The following is a 17346-nucleotide window of genomic DNA, read 5'->3' as shown; positions in this document are numbered from 1 at the left end:
TGCCGGCCGCCGACAGCTACAGTATCTGGTACGCCATAATACGATTCTTGCATTCGGCTACCGCGGCGGAAGTTGAGCGTGCAAAGTCCAACACTGAGGTACAGAATGAGCGGTGCTCTGAAGGACGCAATTAGAGTTGAGCGTCCTGCAAAGACCTTGCGGGAATTGGCGCTCGATAAGGTCCGCGAAGCCATCGTCAACGGATATTTCCGTCCCGGAGATCGCCTTGTCGAGCGTGACCTCTGCGCCCAGCTTGGCGTCAGCCGAACAGTTGTGCGCGAGGTTCTGAGACATTTGGAATCGGAAGGGCTTGTCGCCAATCTGCCGAACAAGGGGCCGATCGTCGCGCAGCTCGACATCGACGAAGCCAAACAGATCTATGAGATCCGCGGCGCGCTGGAAGGCATGGCGGCGCGGCTGTGCGCGGAGCGTCGCAGCCCCGAGATCGTCGCTGCGCTGGAGGAATCTCTGGCCGGGATACGCAACAGTTACCGCGACAACGACATGGCGGCTGTGCTGACGAACACCTCTTCCTTCTATCACACGCTGTTCACGATGGTTGACAGGAACGTTGCCTGGGGTGTCGTCAATCTCCTAACCGTGCGCATAAACCACCTGCGCTCGATGACGATCAAGACGGAGAGGCGCGGCATCGAAGGGCCGCTGCAGATGTCGAAGATCGTAGACGCCATCCGCCGCGGTGACGGCGAGGGGGCTTACCAGGCGGCGATGGATCACGTCGCCGCCGCGAGCGCGATTGCGGAAGCGGTGCTGTCGGCGAAGAAGCCTGCCGACTAGGGTCTGTTGAGATTCAGCGTTGATTCAAGCTCCTTTTGAAGAGGATGATTCGCACAGATTTGCCGGATAGGCAGTGGGAGAAGATAGCGCCCCATTGCCATGGCAAGGACACCGACCCCGGTCGCAGCGGCGGCAACAACCGCCTCTTTCTTGAGGCAGTCCTCTGGAAGGCTCGAAACCAACAGTCCCTGGCGCGTCAGCCCAGCGTCGGTAAGCGGCGCGAGCTCCTCGAACTTCAGGTGCTTCCAGCATCACCGATGCGCCGCTCGACGCCCACCGGCGCCTCGCAGAGGCAGCGCAACGCGTGCTCAATGGTGTGGTCCGCCTCGTCTCGGCCCTGGTGCGCCGCCGGTGCCGTAGAACAACTTTCACCGGATCAAGGGCCGTAAAAGCACCTTACCGGATTTAACCGCACCTAACCCCCATCTAGGGGAGAAAAGTATAAGACTTACTCCATCGCTGCACTCGTAATGCAAGGCACGGAGGAAGTCATGAGTAAGGGAAAAGTCGTGGTTCTTGGGTCGAACGCGACCCGGATCGAGACGAAGGGCGGTTATTGGGGCGTCACCGGCCAGTATCTCAATGAGACGGTCGTGCCGGCGATGGCCCTGATCGAAGCCGGCTATGAGGTGGTGCTTGCGACGCCGGACGGAACACCGCCGACGATCGACCGGGCGTCGGACGCAGCCGCACATTTCGGCGGAGACGAGGCGGCTTATGCCCGCGCGAAGGACTACTACGCAAACGACCCGTCGATGAAGGCGCGCACCCTGCGCTCGGTACTCGATGAAGGACTGGGCAGCTATGTCGGCCTGCACATTCCCGGCGGCCAGGCGCCGATCGTCGACCTGATGCAGGACCAGGGGATCGGCGAGATCCTGCGCCACTTCCACGAGCATTCTAAGCCCACCGCGATGCTATGCCACGGCCCGATCTCTGCCGTTGCGGCAATGCCCTATGCGCGCGAGTTCCGCGCGGCGCTGATCGCCGGCGATCCCGAGAAGGCGAAGGAATGGGCCAAGGGCTGGCAATATGCGGGCTACAAGATGACGGTCTTTTCGGCGACCGAGGAGAAGGTCATCGAGGACACCATCCTGCACGCCAAGATCTATTTCGACATGCCGCTCGCGCTAAACCTTGCGGGCGGCATCGTGAGCACCACGCCCGTCGACTTCGACCCCTATGTGATCGAGGATCGCGAATTGATCACCGGGCAGAATCCCCGTTCGGATCATCCGATTGCCGTGGCCCTGATCGCTGCGTTGGACCGGAAGCGCGCTGCAGCGTGACACGGCAGTGGCGCGTGGCCGCCTCGAAGCTCCCCGACGGCGATGGCTATCTCGCCGCGCTCATCAACTACCGCTTTATGGCCAATGGTGTGTGGAGCACCGACGGGACAGTCGAAAAACTCCTCGCCGCGGCCGAATAGTCGGCTCAACTCAGAGATTGATGGAGACACTGATGAAACGGTCAATTTGGAGATTACTCGCTGCCATGATTGCTCTTGCTCCGGTCGCCTCCGCCGCCGCGGAGAAGCCAGTCTCGATCGCGCTTGTGCATGGAGCGTTCGTCGACGCCTCCGGCTGGCAGCTTGTCTACAACTTGCTGTCAGCGGACGGATATGAAGTCCTGGTTGTGCAGAACCCCACGATCACCTTGGATGGTGATGTCGCGGCGACCAAGAGGGTCATCGCGAATGCCAAGCATCCGGTAGTGCTTGTCGGCCACTCCTATGGCGGGGGTGTTTGATCTGGCGACTGCGCCGACGCCAGGCGAAGAAGGGGCTCCGCTGCTACCGCCGAGTGACGGTTTCATCCTTGTCGATCCAGCGAAGTTTCCCGCCGCTTTCGCCGCCGACGTCGATATCTCGACGACGCGGTTTATGGCTGCAGCTCAGGTGCCTTGGGGGCTCGGGGCCGTTCGGACCAAGATAACCAGCCCAGCCTGGAAGCAGAAGCCGAGCTATTTCATGGTGACTGCGCTGGATCGCATGGTTCCACCGAGCCGACAGCGCTCCATGGCCGCGAGGGCTGGCGCGAAGGTTATCGAAATCCAGAGCAGCCATGCGGTGATGCTATCGCATCCCAAGGATGTCGTCGACTTCATCACTAGCGCTGCGGCCGGGCCAAAGTAGCTATGGTGCCCGGACTACTGCCGCCGTGCCGCGACGAGTGAAGCAAGACGGCCGTCTTGGCTCACTGCGTGGAGATTTCCTTCTAAATATTGGAATCGACCTCGCGCTCAGCTGCAACTAATTATGGAGATGAAAATGAACCGACTGATCATTTCCCTGGTGCTTGCTACCGTCAGCCTGGCGCAGGTTCCTGAGGCGTTCGCCGCTCCGGCTCAGAACTCAGCGGCCAGTCCCCGGACGCCAATCACCGTCTTCTATCGTTCGACCAAGATCGATGGCGTCGACATGTTCTATCGTGAAGCCGGCCCGGCCGAGGGCCCGGTCGTGCTGCTTCTGCACGGCTTCCCGACATCCTCGCACATGTTCCGCAACCTCATTCCGCTGCTGGCAGATCGCTATCACGTCATCGCACTCGACTATCCGGGCTTCGGTCAGAGTGATGCACCCGATCACACCAAGTTCGCCTACACCTTCGGCCACTATGCAGACATGGTCGATACGCTGATGACCCAGCTCGGCGCCAAGAAATATGCGATGTATCTCATGGATTACGGCGCACCGGTCGGCTACCGTCTGGCTCTCAAGCACCCGGAACGGGTGAGCGGGTTGATCGTCCAGAACGGCAATGCCTATGAAGAAGGCTTGCGCGAGTTCTGGGATCCGATCAAGGCCTACTGGGCCGACGATTCGAAAGAGAAGCGCGAGGCGCTCTCCAATCTGGTGGTCCTCGAGACCACCAAGTTCCAGTACACGGACGGCGTCAAGGACCTCACCCGCATCAGCCCCGACAACTGGGTTCACGATCAGGCCTTGCTCGACCGGCCGGGCAACAAGGATATCCAGCTCGATCTCTTCCACGATTACGGCACGAACGTCCCGCTCTACCCGCAGTTCCAGGCCTTCTTCCGCGAACGCAAGCCGCCGACGCTGATCGTCTGGGGTAAGAATGACAAGATCTTCCCGGAGGACGGCGCACATCCTTACCCGCGTGATCTTCCAGACGCTGAAATGCACCTCCTCGACACAGGCCATTTCGCCCTTGAAGACAAGCTGGATGAGATGGCGCCGCTCATTCACGATTTCCTCGATCGAAAAGTCGCAAGGCGTTAATCGGGAGTCATTGGCCACGCCCCGGCGCTCATTTCAGGCGGACACTGCAACACTTCCGCTCGCTTTGGACGCTGGCCAACTGGGGGCTCGGTATCAACTGCCACAGCCTTGATTGGCTTATGTCGGAGATTGAAAGGCTTAGTCCATGTCATCGCACGTTAAGATCACAGCAATCCTTACCTCTCGGCCAGACAAGGCAGAGAAGCTGCAGGCACTGCTTCTCGGAATGGCGACGGACTGCCGAGCAGAGCCGGGCAATCTGCGATGGGATATTTGGCAGGACCAGTCTCGTCCCGACCGGTATGTTCTCGATGAACTGTATGTGGATGGCGCAGCCGTCGCAGCTCACCGTGAGACCCACCACTATAAGAACTATCTCGCGCAGATCGGTGACTTAGCAGACCGCACCGCGTTGGTGCTGAGTCCGATCGAGGTCGGGCATGCGCGTGTTTAGCACTATATTTGCGAGATCGGGACGAGCCTTCCAGAGGCGTAACAGGGCAAACGCATGCTTAATCTCACGCTCGATCTCCGATACCTGAGAATGAGAATGTTAGCCACTATGCTATGGGGAACAAGCGATGAGCTGGCACCGGGTGCGATATAAGAAGGTCAATCTCGGTGAGGTGGAAATGTTTTATCGCGAGATAGGTGCTGAAGCAGCGCCTGTTCTGCTGCTTCACGGCTTCCCGACGTCAAGCCACATGTACCGCGATCTCATTCTCCAACTCGCGGACAGACACAGGATAGTAGCGCCGGACCTTCCAGAGTTTGGATCAACAAAGGCACCCGCGCGTGGTGCATACGCCTACACGTTCGGCAATCTTTATAAGGCCGTCTTGGCGTTGGTGGACACGCTGAAGCTTGAACGGTTCGGACTGATGGTTTTCGATTATGGCGCGCCCGTCGGTTTTCGTTTAGCCGCGGCATATCCGAACCGAATTTCCGCCATCATCACGCAAAACGGCAATGTCTACGAAGTGGGATTAAGGGAGGCCAACATACAGCCCATGCGGGATTGGGAAAATCCCAGCCCAGCGAATCGCGACGCGCTGCGTTCGTTCCTCACCGTAGACGCCACACGGTTTCAGTACACACATGGCGTGCCCGAGGACAAACTCGAACTCGTCAGCCCCGACGCGGTTGCGCACGATCAGGCCATTCTCGACCGCGATCCGGAAGTGCAACTCGACTTGTTCGGCGACTATAAGTCGAACATCGCTCTCTATCCACGCTGGCAAGAGTATCTGCGGGCGACGAGGCCGCCTGTTCTAGCCGTTTGGGGAAACGGAGATCCCTTCTTCGCCCCGGCTGGCGCACATGCCTTCCGCAACGATGTTCCCGACGCCGAGATTCATCTCTTCGATACGGGGCACTTTGCCCTGGAGACTGACGGACCGGAAATCGCAGCGCTGATCAGGGATTTTCTAGGTCGTAAGGGCTGCTAGGAGTTCGAGAATGAAGCGCGCAAGTGAAGGACGATCAATGGATCAGTCTGGATCGAAAGATAAGACGTTAATGATCTGCGGAGAGCTCCTTCACGAGCCGTTCAATGACTTGGGCAAGGAAGAAATAACCGCCTAAATATCGCTGGGTCACATCGCGACTCTAGAAATACTGGACCTCTCTTCGCTACTATGTCGCACTACAGGACCACCACCTATTCTCAAGGAGCATATCCATGTCCTTTCCGGGAATCCACCGCGTCGTCACCGGACATGATGCCGATGGCAAATCTATTGTCGCGATCAACGGCCCGCTGCCAACAGTCGTCGAATTGAATGCTATTCCCGGGATGATCTTCCACGAGGTTTGGGAAACGCGCGGCACACCGGCGCAAGTGGACAATGGTGCCGATCCGACCACCGGTGCGCTGATGCACCAGCCGCCGAAGCACGGCACCCGCATCCGCTTCGTCGACATGCCGCCAGACGCCGAATACCTTGCCAATGGCACATTGCAGATGAAAGAGCTGTTTAATGAGGTCAATGACCCCGGCGGTTTGACTGTAAAGTCAGATTCGCCGCACCCAATGATGCACCGGAGCGAGGCCATTGACTATGGCATCGTTATCGAGGGTGAGATGACGCTGATGCTCGACGATTCCGAAGTGCTGCTCAAGCCCTACAGTGTCGTAATCCAGCGCGGCACCAACCACGCGTGGGCGAACCGCTCTGGCAAAATGTGCCGCATGTTGTTCATTCAAATAGACGGACAATATGAGCCGTCGATCGCTGCGGCGCTTGCGCGTCGTTAAGCCGACGCCGATGCTCTGCTTTTGCGCCGGCTCGGGGAATTCTTTAGCAGGGAATCGAAGGCAGGCCGCTCGAAGGTCGGATCACGGCCGAGTTCTTAAGAGTGGCCTCGATTTCTCTGGGGAGTGCTGAGCGAGGCGAGGATGTCGGCGGCGGCAACAAGGTCGCGCGTCTCGAACCCCTCCGTGAATTCGCTGAATATGGGCAATAGCATCTGATAAGCATCGTCGGCCCTCGACTGAGCGCACCAGAGGCGTGCGAGGTCGAGGGCCGTACGCAACCGCCATGACGAGGCACCGATTGCCTGCGCAAGTGTCATTGACCTTTTGAGTTGCATCTCAGCCCTGTCCGCCTGGCCTTGGGCAAGCAGAATGGAGGCTTGGACTCGCGAGACCTCGGGCAGGCACCACAGGTCATTTTTCGCATCTGCTCGGTCAAGCGCGGCTCGGATCGTAGTCTCCGCGTCGCCAAGACGCCCACGCCGGGCTTGGAAGTCTGCGAGGACGCTTAGGTAGAAGGGCAATCGCGCTAGGTGCCTCGTGGAGTGGAATTCCGCAATGGCCCGCTCGAGGTCGTCAATACGTTGGGCCGCATCGTCGCCTTGCACGCATGCTAGCGCCGCACGATAGAACATCGCGACTGGACGCCGAACGTCGAATCCGTGCCGCCTCGCTTGGTCATCGAGCATGGTGACATAACGACCACACTCGTCATAATGTCCTGCCCAATAGAATACCGGACAGACCCATGAGAGCGCATTGCCCAGTGAAAGGTGATGCTTGGTCTTGGACGCGTAGTCAACCGTTGCCCGCGCGGTGTCCAGAGCGATGTCTGGTGAACCCGTCAACCATTGTGCATGCGACAATAGATTCGTCACATCGACAATCCTATCGGAGAGGTATCGCACGTGCCGCCTTAAGCGTTGGGTATCGCTGATGTCTTCCAGATTGAGCAGGTGACGACGTTCGAAGCGTTGCCGGACGTCGGGGAGCTGGCCGATGAAGAGTTTGCCGATCCCGAGGGCTACTTCCGCCTCCAACACGGCGGAAGGGACCTCCGCGGCTGCAACCGAGGCGAAGGTCTCAAGCGTGCGGACCGCGGCGTCGTTCTCGCCGCTGAAAAGTTCAAACACTCCGATCAACCGAAGGCAACGAACACGGCAATCGGTGTCGCCAATCTGAACGGCGATGTCCAACGCCCGTTGCATGGCGTCTCTCGCCTGAGGCATGAGGCCCTGCGTGAACATGGTAGCGCCACCAAGCCACACCTGAAGCTGCATCTCAAACACGCTGCCGGCGAGTCCCGCCGGGCCAAGTTCTTCAATCGCCTGCGAAACATGAACGCGGCATTCTTCGGTGAGCGACAGATGGTTCCAGAGCAGGAGTCCAGCGACGGTCAGCCGGATGCGCAGAGACTGGTTCACTGTATCCTGAGCTGCCCACGCTAACGCACCACGCAAATCGTCGAGTACACGCCCATAGGCGGCTTCCCATTCACGGGCAGGGCGCTCAGCCCATTCGGCCGTGGCCCGCTCGAGCACCGTGCACACATGCTCCGCGTGGCGTTGGCGAATTATCTGATCCTCGCCGCTGACCCGCAGTCGTTCGAGACAATAAGCTCGCGTTGTTTCAAGGAGACGATAAGCGACGCCGTCGGTGTCGACATCAAACGCAAGCAAAGACTTCGCCGCAAGCTGTGCCACGGCGTCCGCCGTTTCGGCGGGAGCGACGTTCGACACTGCCGAAGCGCCTTCGACATCGAAAAGACCTGCGAAAACGGATACAGCGCGTAGCAGCGCGGTCTCGCTTTCCGTCAGCAGGCCGTAGCTCCAGTCGAGCGTTTCAATCAGGGTGCGATGCCGCTCCGGGCCCGCCCGCCGCCCGACAAGAAGGCGGAATCGATCATCGAGTTGCTTCAACAGACCGCCGACTCCGAATGCATCGATGCGTGTCGCGGCAAGTTCTATTGCAAGCGCCAGACCATCAAGTCTCCGGCATATCTCGGCAGCGGCCGGCGCATCGACGTCATGCAGCTCAAACAGTTCGAAGCTGTCGGTTGCTCGGTCCACAAAAAGCTCAATGGCAGGGAATGACAGTGCTTCGGCGGCGCTCAGCCGAGACGAGCGCGGCGGCGCGCCTAATCCCGGCAGCCTTCGCACGCGTTCCCCTTTCACTCGAAGTGGTTCTCGGCTGGTGGCGAGGATCCTCACGCCGGCAACTTCAGCCAGGAGGCGGTCTGCGCAGGACGCCGCAGCGTCAATGATGTGTTCGCAACTGTCGAGCACGAGCAACACCTCGCGATCGCGCAAGGATTCACACAGGCTGGCAAGGGCGTCTGCAGAATGGACCGCCAGGCCGAGCGCCGTCGCTATGGCGTTGGGCGTTAGGGCCGGGTCCTGCAGAAGCGCCAGATCAACAAACCAGACGCCATCCTTAAACGCCTTAAGTTCGTGCTCGGCGACAGCGAGCGCCACTGTCGTCTTTCCGATACCGCCGGCGCCAACGACCGACACCAGACGGGATTCTCCTAGATCCCGTCGAATAGCATCAATCGTATCTGCCCTTCCAAAGATCGTCGACGTCGCAATCGGCAAATTGTGATTGCGTGGTGTTGGCGAACGAAAGGGCGCCGCAAGGCCCGATGATCCATGTCTCTGGACGGGAGAAGTGAACTGATATCCGCGCCCTGTCACGGTCGCGATATATTTCGCGGCGCCGGGTCCGTCCCCAAGCGTTCGCCGCAACGCCGCCATGTTGACCTTGAGGTTACCTTCGTCAACGATGATGTTTGGCCAAGCGCGAGCCATTAACTCGCGTTTGCTTACAAGTTCGCCAGGCCGCTCAACTAGTGCCGTCAGGATATCCAGCGCGCGGCCTCCTATCCGAACGGGCGCCTCGCCTTGCAAGAGCAGTTGGCGCTCGGGAATCAGCATGAACGGCCCGAAGGAGTAGGACCGCGAAGGCCGCTCGGCGAGGTCGCTTGTCATAGTTCCTTTCCTTCGAAAATTCCCTCTTGGTACGAATGAAAATTTAAATAGCACTTCGGTAAACAGTCATGCAGGGGGCAAACCAACATCTCGCCACATCTGGAGCTATACGGCTCATAAGGCCATTCGTGTTCCCCCTCTGAGTATCGATGCGATAAACCCGGTCGATCGACTAAGCGAGGCCACGGAGCACGCTACCAATAGGATGGCGCGGCGAAGAAGTATTCCTAAGATGTTAATGAAATGAAGCAAGAAATTTCCGAATTTTGGTAAAGATGAACTCGTATCAAGAGCAATCCAACTATAATAGTCGCCCTGCGGTGTTTTGACTAGTGCATGATGCCGAAACGTGTAAGCGGCTTTCGGACGACATCCTGTTCTAGGCGCGGCGGAGACTGCTGCGGTCTTCGTCAGCGGTGGATGGCAAAGCGCCGGCACCGAGCATCTGCCGATGTCACGCCAGCAGGCGCAATCACATTCCCAGGAATTCAGCAGACCCCGCACTCCAAGCTTGACACCCAACTTTGCTCAATGTGATGGTATGCCATATTCAATAATATGGGCGGTATCATATGAACTGGAATGGTCATGACTTCCAGATTCGGCCTGCGCCTGCGGCCTCGCCGGGTTGTTTGTCAGCTGACAACGCACTGAAGGACGAAAGCGCTGCGCGGAGAGTCGAGAGCGTACGCGCCACCGCCTCGGCCAGAATCTGCCGTCGGAAAGCCGACTTGACACTCATGTATGATGGTATACCATAATACACAATTGAGAAATGAGGTGCTCGATGGCCATTCAAATTCGCAAGACGGGACTGCAGATCGAAACGACGCTGATCGAAGGCGGCAAGGCCGCGGCGGTTCCGCTGAAGCTGTTTACCGCCTTCGCGGTCGTGAAGAATCCCTGGGCGGGTCGCGGCTTTGTCGACGACCTCAAGCCCGAAATTCACGCAGGCGCTCCGGTGCTCGGCGAGTTGCTGACCAAGATGATCATTGATGCGGTCGGGTCCGGCGAGGCTGTCGAGGGATACGGAAAGTCCGCTGTCGTCGGCCTGGACGGCGAAATCGAACACGGGTCCGCGCTCATCCACACGCTGCGATTCGGCAATTTTTATCGTCAGGCCGTCGGCGCCAAGTCCTATCTCGCCTTCTGCAACACACGCGGTCCGGCCAATGCGCCGATCATGATCCCGCTGATGGACAAGAACGATGAAGGCCGCCGTTCGCACTACCTGACCATCCAGACGTCGATCCCCGACGCGCCTGCTGCCGACGAGATCGTTGTGGCTCTCGGTGCTTCGATAGGCGGGCGCCCGCATCACCGCATCGGCGACCGCTACCAGGATCTGAAAGACCTGGGACAGGACGTTGCCAATCCTGCGGGCGTTTGAGGGAGCGCTCTGAGATGCTGACAGCCGGATCGACCACACGCACCGCTGCAGCAACAAACGCCGCCGGTGCCTTGCCCCGAAAGAAGACGGCAAGCGGAACAGCCTATCACGAGGCCGGCAGCGGCGAGCCGCTGGTTCTCATTCATGGCGTCGGCATGCGGCTCGAGGCCTGGGCTCCGCAGATCGCATTCCTGTCTGCAGGCCATCGCGTCATCGCTGTCGATATGCCGGGACATGGCGAGAGCGCAAAGCTGCCGGTGGGCAGTCGGCTCGAGGAGTTCGTCGCCTGGTTCGGACGCTTTCTCGACGATATGGCAATCGACACGGCAAATGTTGCCGGGCACTCGATGGGCGCACTGGTTTCAGGAGGGGCGGCCGCGACCTTTGGCGAGCGGATCAGCCGTGTCGCTTACCTCAACGGTGTCTACAAGCGTGACCCAGAGGCAAAGGCCGCCGTCCTTTCGCGCGCCGCGGCCATTCCGGTATCGGGTGTCGACAAGGAAGGCCCTCTGGCCCGCTGGTTCGGCGATGATGCGAACAGCGTCACTGCGCGTGAATTGACGCGAAAATGGCTGAACCTCGTTGATCCCCAGGGATATGCCGTCGCTTACGCCGCCTTCGCGGGAGGAGACGAGACCTATGCTGACGGCTGGAAAGACGTGGCTGGCCCGGCCCTGTTTCTGACGGGGTCCGATGATCCGAACTCGACGCCCTTGATGGCAAGGCAAATGGCAGAGCTTGCGCCGCGGGGCTACGCCCGCATCGTCGAAGGCCATCGTCATATGGTGAACCTGACCGCGCCTGATATCGTCAATTCGCTGCTCGCTGAGTGGCTGTCGTTCGGGGAGGATGAACGATGACAATCCAGACTGTAGACCCAAGAGCACTGCGAGATGCATTCGGGGCCTTTCCAACCGGGGTGACTGTCGTCACCGCCTGTGACGGGGATGGAAATCCGATCGGCTTCACGGCGAACTCCTTCACCTCGGTCTCGCTCAATCCACCGCTTCTCCTCGTCTGCCTTGCCAAGACATCGCGCAATTTCGCCATCATGACCGGAGCGCAGCATTTTGCGATCAACGTGCTTTCGGAAACGCAGAAAGACGTGTCGAACACCTTTGCGCGACCGGTCGAGGATAGATTTGCGGCGGTTGAGTGGGCGAGGGGATCGGCAGGCTGCCCGATATTCTCAAGCGTGGCGGCCTGGTTCGAATGTGCCATGGAGCAGGTCATCGAGGCCGGCGACCACGTCATCTTGATGGGGCGCATCGAAGCTTTCGACAATAGCGGCCGCAACGGTCTTGGCTATGCGCGTGGCGGTTATTTCACGCCGACGCTCGCAAGCAAGGCAGTGTCCGCGGCAAGCGAAGGCAATATGGAACTTGCGGCCGTTGTCGAGCGCCGCGGGGAAGTTCTGCTGCTCGGCGAGGATGTGCTCTCCCTGCCAAGCGTCGACGCCCATGGCGGCAGCCCGACCGATGCACTGCAAAAATACCTGGAGACATCAACCGGGCTGAAGGTCAGCATCGGCTTTCTCTATTCGGTTTATGAGGGCAAGAGCGACGGCAAGCAGCACATTGTCTATCACGCCGTTGCCGGAGAGGGCGAGCCTGCCGGCGGCAGGTTCATGAAGCCTGACGCATTGGTTGCGGCAAAGTTCAAGACCAGTTCGACCGCCGATATTATCGGCCGTTTCGCGATGGAAAGCTCGATCGGCAATTTCGGGGTCTATTTCGGCGACGAGACCGGCGGCACCGTTCACCCAATTCCAGCCAGGGACGCAAAAGCATGAAGTTCTCCCTCTTCGTCCATATGGAACGGCTCGACGCCAGCCAAAGCCATAAGAGCCTCTACGAGGAATTCATCGCGCTCTGCGAGATCGCCGACAAGGGCGGCATGCATGCGATCTGGACGGGCGAGCACCATGGCATGGATTTCACCATTGCGCCCAATCCGTTCGTGACAATTGCCGATCTGGCGCGCCGCACATCGCGGGCACGGCTTGGAACGGGGACAGTGATTGCCCCCTTCTGGCATCCGATCAAACTCGCCGGCGAGGCGGCCATGGCCGACATCATCTGCGACGGACGACTCGATATCGGTATCGCGCGCGGGGCTTATTCCTTCGAATACGAGCGTCTGCTGCCCGGTCTCGATGCCTGGGGTGCTGGCCAGCGCATGCGCGAGCTCATCCCGGCGGTCAAGGGCGTATGGGCCGGCGACTACGCGCATGACGGGGAATTCTTCAAGTTTCCGTCGACCACGTCGGCGCCGAAACCGCTGCAGCAGCCGAACCCGCCCATCTGGGTTGCCGCGCGCGATCCGAACTCGCATGAATTTGCCGTCGCCAACGGCTGCAACGTTCAGGTGACGCCGCTCTGGCAGGGCGACGACGAGGTTCAGTCGTTGATGGAGCGCTTCAACGACGCCTGCGCCAAGCATCCCGATATCGAGCGACCCAAGATCATGTTGCTGCGCCATACCTATGTCGGCTCGTCAGAGGACGATGTCGCGCAGGCCGCCCATGAACTGAGCGTCTACTACAATTATTTCTTCGCCTGGTTCAAAAATGAGAAGCCGGTTACCCAGGGTCTGATCGAACGGATCCCGGACGAACAGATCAGAGCAAACGCGATGCTGTCGGATCAGGTCATGCGCACCAACAATGTCGTTGGCGACGCTGAGACCGTCATCGCCCGGCTCAAGGCGTATGAAGCGCTCGGTTATGACGAATATTCCTTCTGGATCGACACCGGCATGAGCTTCGAGCGCAAGAAGGCGTCGCTCGAGCGCTTCATCACCGAGATCATGCCAGCATTTCAGGAGTAAGACCATGCGGCGTTTCCAGCACTACATCGACGGCGAATTCTCAGATGGCGAGGCCAGCTATCCGAGCATCGATCCAGCCTCCGGCGCGGTCTGGGCGGAAATGCCTGAAGCGCGCGAAGGCGATGTCGATCGGGCTGTCAACGCGGCCGACAGGGCGCTTTACGAAGGCCCCTGGTCGAAAATGACAGCCACGCAACGCGGCAAGCTGCTCTACAAGCTGGCCGACCTCGTTGCCGCCAACGCGCAGATCCTCGCTGAACTGGAGACACGCGACACCGGCAAGATCATTCGCGAAACCTCGGCGCAGATCGCTTATGTCGCCGAATACTATCGCTACTATGCCGGCATCGCCGACAAGATCGAAGGCGCCTACCTGCCGATCGACAAGCCCGACATGGATGTCTGGCTTCGCCGCGAGCCGATCGGCGTTGTTGCGATGGTCGTGCCGTGGAACAGCCAGCTCTTCCTGTCCGCGGTGAAGATCGGCCCGGCGCTCGCGGCCGGCTGCACGATGGTGGTCAAGGCCTCGGAAGACGGGCCGGCGCCGCTTCTCGAATTTGCACGGCTCGTGCACGAGGCAGGCTTTCCTGCCGGCGTCGTCAACATCATCACCGGTTTCGGCGCCTCCTGCGGCGCCGCTCTCGGCCGGCACCCGAAGGTCGCGCACGTCGCTTTTACTGGCGGCCCTGAAACCGCCCGGCACGTCGTTCGCAACTCGGCCGAAAACCTCGCCTCCACCTCGCTTGAACTTGGCGGCAAGTCGCCATTCATCGTCTTTGCCGACGCAGACCTCGAAAGTGCGGCCAATGCCCAGGTCGCGGGCATCTTCGCCGCGACAGGGCAGAGCTGCGTTGCCGGATCGCGCCTCATCGTCGAACGCAGCATCAAGGACAAATTCGTCGCCATGCTGCGGGAGAAGGCGGAGGCGATCCGGATTGGTGCTCCGCTCGATATGGCGACAGAAGTCGGCCCGCTTGCCACCAAGCGCCAACAGGACAATATCGGCGCCCTCGTCGCCAAGTCGATTGAAAGCGGCGCCCGCCTCGTCACGGGAGGACGTAAGATCGACGGCGAAGGCTATTATTTCCCGCCGACGATTCTCGACTGCGACGATGTCGCCTCGCCGTCGCTGATCGAGGAATTCTTCGGGCCGGTCCTGTCGGTCGTGTCCTTCGAGACGGAGGCCGAGGCACTGAAGCTTGCCAACGATACCCGTTATGGCCTGGCTTCCGGCGTCTTCACCCAGAACCTGACCCGGGCGCACCGGCTGATGAAGGGGCTCCGTGCCGGGATCGTCTGGGTCAACACCTACCGCGTGGTATCACCGATCGCGCCGTTCGGCGGTTTCGGCCTGTCGGGCCATGGCCGGGAAGGCGGCATGGCCGCGGCGCTCGACTATACCCGTACCAAGACGATCTGGCTCAGGACATCGGACGATCCGATCCCCGATCCCTTCGTGATGAGGTAGCGCCGATGTTTTACGAGATCCGCACCTATCGGCTGAAGAACGGCACGATCCCGCAATATCTCAAGGTCGTCGAGGAGGAGGGGATCGAGATCCAGAAGAGCCATCTCGGCACGCTCGTCGGTTACTTCTTTTCGGAGATCGGAACGATCAACGAGATCGTCCACATCTGGGCCTTTGCGAGCCTGGACGACCGGGAGGCGAGGCGCCAGAGGCTTTTAGCCGATCCCCGGTGGCAGGCCTTCCTGCCCAAGATCCGCGATCTCATCGAGGTGGCGGAAAACAAGATTATGAAGCCAGCTAACTTTTCTCCCAGGAGCGAGGCGCACTGACGGCATAAGGCATACCCCGTAGGACAAACCAGAACAGGGATAAGGGAACATGAAAACAACATTTGCTTTCGCGGCGGTTGCCGCATTCGTGGCTGTGTCCGTACCGGCACACGCCGATAACATGGTCTTCTCGAGCTGGGGAGGAACGACCCAGGACGCGCAGAAGGCAGCATGGGCCAGCCCGTTCACGGAGAAGACCGGTATCACCGTCGTACAGGACGGACCGACGGATTATGGCAAGCTCAAGGCGATGGTCGAGGCTGGCCAGGTCACCTGGGACGTTGTCGACGTCGAAGGCGACTATGCCGCCCAGGCCGGCAAGAATGGCCAGCTCGAGAAGCTCGATTTCTCCGTCATCGACAAATCCAAGCTCGATCCGCGCTTCGTGACCGATTATTCGGTCGGCAGCTTCTATTATTCCTTCGTGATCGGCTGCAACGCCGATGCCGTCAGCGCCTGCCCGAAGACATGGGCGGACCTGTTCGACACGGCAAAGTTTCCGGGAAAGCGCACATTCTACAAATGGTCGGCTCCCGGCGTGATCGAAGCGGCGCTGCTTGCCGACGGCGTGGCTGCCGACAAGCTCTATCCGCTTGATCTCGACCGCGCCTTCAAGAAGCTCGATACGATCAAATCGGACATCGTCTGGTGGTCGGGCGGCGCACAGTCGCAGCAGCTGCTGGCATCCGCCGAGGCTCCCTTCGGCAGTATCTGGAATGGCCGCATGACCGCGCTTGCGGCGAGCGGCATCAAGACCGAGACCTCATGGGAACAGAACATCACCGCTGCGGATTCGCTCGTCGTGCCGAAGGGTTCGCCGAACGTGGAAGCCGCGATGAAGTTCATTGCAATGGCGACCTCGGCCGAACCGCAGGCCGCCCTTGCAAAGGCCACCGGATATGCACCAATCAACGTTGACTCGGCCAAGCTGATGGATCCGGAGACGGCCAAGACCCTGCCGGATCAGCAGACGGCCAGCCAGGTGAATGCCGACATGAACTACTGGGCGGACAATCGCGATGCCATCGGCGAGAAGTGGTACGCATGGCAGGCGAAATAGCCTGAAACTTGAGATGAACGGGCACGGCGAATGTTCGCCGTGCCTCCTGCAGCGTCGGTCCCCGTGCGTTGGACCTCGGCGGCTGCGGAAATTGACGGGTGGGAAGGACTGTCATGTCGACATATAGCGATGCCTCCGGCGTAATTGCGCCCCTGCCAAAGGCGCGCAGGGCAACAGGGTTCGGCGGGGTCCTTCCGGCTCTCGCCTTCGTGGCGATCTTCTTCATCGCGCCGGTGGCGGTACTCTTGCTGCGCAGCGTGCTGGAACCCGTGCCGGGCTTTGGAAACTATGCGCAGCTGATCGGGTCCGCGACCTATCTCAAGATTTTCGCCAACACCTTCATCGTCTCCGGTCTCGTCACGGTGTTTTCGGTGCTGATCGGATTTCCCGTTGCCTGGGCGCTGGCAATCATGCCCGGGCGCCTGACCTCGGTGATCTTTGCGATCCTGCTCCTGTCGATGTGGACCAACCTGCTTGCCCGCACCTATGCCTGGATGGTGCTGCTGCAGCGGACGGGGCTCATCAACAAGATGCTGATCGGAATGGGGCTGATCGACAAACCCCTGGCGCTGGTCAACAACCTGACCGGGGTGACGATCGGCATGACCTATATCATGCTGCCCTTCATCATCCTGCCGCTCTACGGCGTGATCAAGAAGATCGACCCGTCGACCCTGCAGGCGGCAGCACTTTGCGGCGCCAACCGGTGGCAGTGCCTGACCCGCGTTTTGCTGCCCTTGGCCATGCCGGGCATGGCGGCTGGTGCCCTCATGGTCTTCGTCATGTCCCTTGGTTATTTCGTCACGCCGTCGCTTCTTGGCGGCACCGCGAACATGATGCTCGCAGAGCTGATCGCGCAATTCGTGCAGTCGCTGGTCAACTGGGGAATGGGAGGTGCTGCGGCGCTGGTTCTCCTCGTGGTGACCCTGTTGCTTTATGCCGTGCAACTGCGCTTCGTCGGCAACCAGAACCCGGGAGGGCGTTGAC

At 60.0% G+C, this 17346-nt stretch carries 16 protein-coding genes and 1 pseudogene; 16 read left to right on the top strand and 1 reads right to left on the bottom strand.

What is annotated here, in order from left to right; translation table 11 throughout:
- Nucleotides 1-105 precede the first annotated feature (105 nt).
- From B5P46_RS25860 to B5P46_RS25820, 8 genes and pseudogenes are all read left to right on the top strand, one after another.
- Nucleotides 106-798 carry a GntR family transcriptional regulator gene (locus B5P46_RS25860; RefSeq protein WP_129421222.1) on the top strand — a complete coding sequence of 231 codons (693 nt, stop codon included), beginning with the start codon at nt 106-108 and terminating at the stop codon, nt 796-798.
- A 491-nt stretch (nt 799-1289) separates the two neighbouring features.
- A complete protein-coding gene (locus B5P46_RS25845) occupies nt 1290-2087 on the top strand; it encodes a DJ-1/PfpI family protein (RefSeq protein WP_129421221.1) in 798 nt (265 codons plus the stop codon).
- 14 nt (nt 2088-2101) lie between these two features.
- A complete protein-coding gene (locus B5P46_RS35300) occupies nt 2102-2227 on the top strand; it encodes a hypothetical protein (protein WP_261336569.1) in 126 nt (41 codons plus the stop codon).
- Nucleotides 2228-2292: 65 nt separating this feature from the next.
- Nucleotides 2293-2932 (top strand): annotated as a pseudogene (locus B5P46_RS25840) (alpha/beta fold hydrolase).
- 135 nt (nt 2933-3067) lie between these two features.
- Nucleotides 3068-4042 (top strand): alpha/beta fold hydrolase, encoded by a 975-nt coding sequence (locus B5P46_RS25835; RefSeq protein ID WP_129421220.1) that lies wholly within the window; start codon nt 3068-3070, stop codon nt 4040-4042.
- 145 nt (nt 4043-4187) lie between these two features.
- Nucleotides 4188-4496 carry a putative quinol monooxygenase gene (locus B5P46_RS25830; protein ID WP_105010318.1) on the top strand — a complete coding sequence of 103 codons (309 nt, stop codon included), beginning with the start codon at nt 4188-4190 and terminating at the stop codon, nt 4494-4496.
- Between the two features lie 127 nt (nt 4497-4623).
- Nucleotides 4624-5490, top strand: a complete 867-nt coding sequence (locus B5P46_RS25825) for an alpha/beta fold hydrolase (RefSeq protein ID WP_129421219.1) — start codon at nt 4624-4626, stop codon at nt 5488-5490.
- Nucleotides 5491-5723: 233 nt separating this feature from the next.
- Nucleotides 5724-6299, top strand: coding sequence for a cupin domain-containing protein (locus B5P46_RS25820; protein ID WP_129421218.1), 576 nt, complete (start codon nt 5724-5726; stop codon nt 6297-6299).
- 95 nt (nt 6300-6394) lie between these two features.
- Here the strand turns inward: B5P46_RS25820 and B5P46_RS25815 are convergent, their stop codons facing one another.
- Nucleotides 6395-9283 (bottom strand): ATP-binding protein, encoded by a 2889-nt coding sequence (locus tag B5P46_RS25815; RefSeq protein WP_129421217.1) that lies wholly within the window; start codon nt 9281-9283, stop codon nt 6395-6397.
- A 787-nt stretch (nt 9284-10070) separates the two neighbouring features.
- On the opposite strand from B5P46_RS25815, the gene B5P46_RS25810 reads away from it, so the two are divergent.
- From B5P46_RS25810 to B5P46_RS25775, 8 genes are all read left to right on the top strand, one after another.
- The gene (locus B5P46_RS25810; RefSeq protein ID WP_003538313.1) at nt 10071-10673 is read left to right on the top strand and encodes an amino acid synthesis family protein; all 603 of its coding nucleotides are present in this window, start codon (nt 10071-10073) and stop codon (nt 10671-10673) included.
- 14 nt (nt 10674-10687) lie between these two features.
- Nucleotides 10688-11533: an alpha/beta fold hydrolase gene (locus B5P46_RS25805; protein ID WP_129421216.1), complete on the top strand. Its 846-nt coding sequence runs from the start codon at nt 10688-10690 to the stop codon at nt 11531-11533.
- Nucleotides 11530-12465 carry a flavin reductase family protein gene (locus B5P46_RS25800; protein WP_129421215.1) on the top strand — a complete coding sequence of 312 codons (936 nt, stop codon included), beginning with the start codon at nt 11530-11532 and terminating at the stop codon, nt 12463-12465. Before B5P46_RS25805 ends, B5P46_RS25800 begins: the two co-directional genes overlap by 4 nt.
- Nucleotides 12462-13502: an LLM class flavin-dependent oxidoreductase gene (locus B5P46_RS25795; RefSeq protein WP_129421214.1), complete on the top strand. Its 1041-nt coding sequence runs from the start codon at nt 12462-12464 to the stop codon at nt 13500-13502. The genes B5P46_RS25800 and B5P46_RS25795 overlap by 4 nt, the downstream gene beginning before the upstream one ends.
- Before the next feature lie 4 nt (nt 13503-13506).
- Complete coding sequence (locus B5P46_RS25790; protein WP_129421213.1) at nt 13507-14970, top strand: aldehyde dehydrogenase; 1464 nt, start codon at nt 13507-13509, stop codon at nt 14968-14970.
- A 5-nt stretch (nt 14971-14975) separates the two neighbouring features.
- Nucleotides 14976-15299, top strand: coding sequence for an NIPSNAP family protein (locus tag B5P46_RS25785; protein ID WP_003538302.1), 324 nt, complete (start codon nt 14976-14978; stop codon nt 15297-15299).
- A 49-nt stretch (nt 15300-15348) separates the two neighbouring features.
- A complete protein-coding gene (locus tag B5P46_RS25780; protein ID WP_017992525.1) occupies nt 15349-16359 on the top strand; it encodes an ABC transporter substrate-binding protein in 1011 nt (336 codons plus the stop codon).
- 113 nt (nt 16360-16472) lie between these two features.
- Nucleotides 16473-17345: an ABC transporter permease gene (locus B5P46_RS25775; protein ID WP_129421212.1), complete on the top strand. Its 873-nt coding sequence runs from the start codon at nt 16473-16475 to the stop codon at nt 17343-17345.
- Nucleotide 17346: the final 1 nt, after the last annotated feature.

Source organism: Rhizobium leguminosarum (assembly GCF_004123835.1).
GTDB lineage: Bacteria > Pseudomonadota > Alphaproteobacteria > Rhizobiales > Rhizobiaceae > Rhizobium > Rhizobium leguminosarum_M.
The sequence above is the reverse complement of the archived record's forward strand: the minus strand, read 5'-3'. Positions and strand labels throughout refer to the sequence as shown.

Coding starts and splice junctions, on each gene's coding strand:
- B5P46_RS25860 (WP_129421222.1), top strand. CDS start 106: ATGAGCGGTGCTCTGAAGGACGCAATTAGAGTTGAGCGTCCTGCAAAG.
- B5P46_RS25845 (WP_129421221.1), top strand. CDS start 1,290: ATGAGTAAGGGAAAAGTCGTGGTTCTTGGGTCGAACGCGACCCGGATC.
- B5P46_RS25835 (WP_129421220.1), top strand. CDS start 3,068: ATGAACCGACTGATCATTTCCCTGGTGCTTGCTACCGTCAGCCTGGCG.
- B5P46_RS25830 (WP_105010318.1), top strand. CDS start 4,188: ATGTCATCGCACGTTAAGATCACAGCAATCCTTACCTCTCGGCCAGAC.
- B5P46_RS25825 (WP_129421219.1), top strand. CDS start 4,624: ATGAGCTGGCACCGGGTGCGATATAAGAAGGTCAATCTCGGTGAGGTG.
- B5P46_RS25820 (WP_129421218.1), top strand. CDS start 5,724: ATGTCCTTTCCGGGAATCCACCGCGTCGTCACCGGACATGATGCCGAT.
- B5P46_RS25815 (WP_129421217.1), bottom strand. CDS start 9,283: ATGACAAGCGACCTCGCCGAGCGGCCTTCGCGGTCCTACTCCTTCGGG.
- B5P46_RS25810 (WP_003538313.1), top strand. CDS start 10,071: ATGGCCATTCAAATTCGCAAGACGGGACTGCAGATCGAAACGACGCTG.
- B5P46_RS25805 (WP_129421216.1), top strand. CDS start 10,688: ATGCTGACAGCCGGATCGACCACACGCACCGCTGCAGCAACAAACGCC.
- B5P46_RS25800 (WP_129421215.1), top strand. CDS start 11,530: ATGACAATCCAGACTGTAGACCCAAGAGCACTGCGAGATGCATTCGGG.
- B5P46_RS25795 (WP_129421214.1), top strand. CDS start 12,462: ATGAAGTTCTCCCTCTTCGTCCATATGGAACGGCTCGACGCCAGCCAA.
- B5P46_RS25790 (WP_129421213.1), top strand. CDS start 13,507: ATGCGGCGTTTCCAGCACTACATCGACGGCGAATTCTCAGATGGCGAG.
- B5P46_RS25785 (WP_003538302.1), top strand. CDS start 14,976: ATGTTTTACGAGATCCGCACCTATCGGCTGAAGAACGGCACGATCCCG.
- B5P46_RS25780 (WP_017992525.1), top strand. CDS start 15,349: ATGAAAACAACATTTGCTTTCGCGGCGGTTGCCGCATTCGTGGCTGTG.
- B5P46_RS25775 (WP_129421212.1), top strand. CDS start 16,473: ATGTCGACATATAGCGATGCCTCCGGCGTAATTGCGCCCCTGCCAAAG.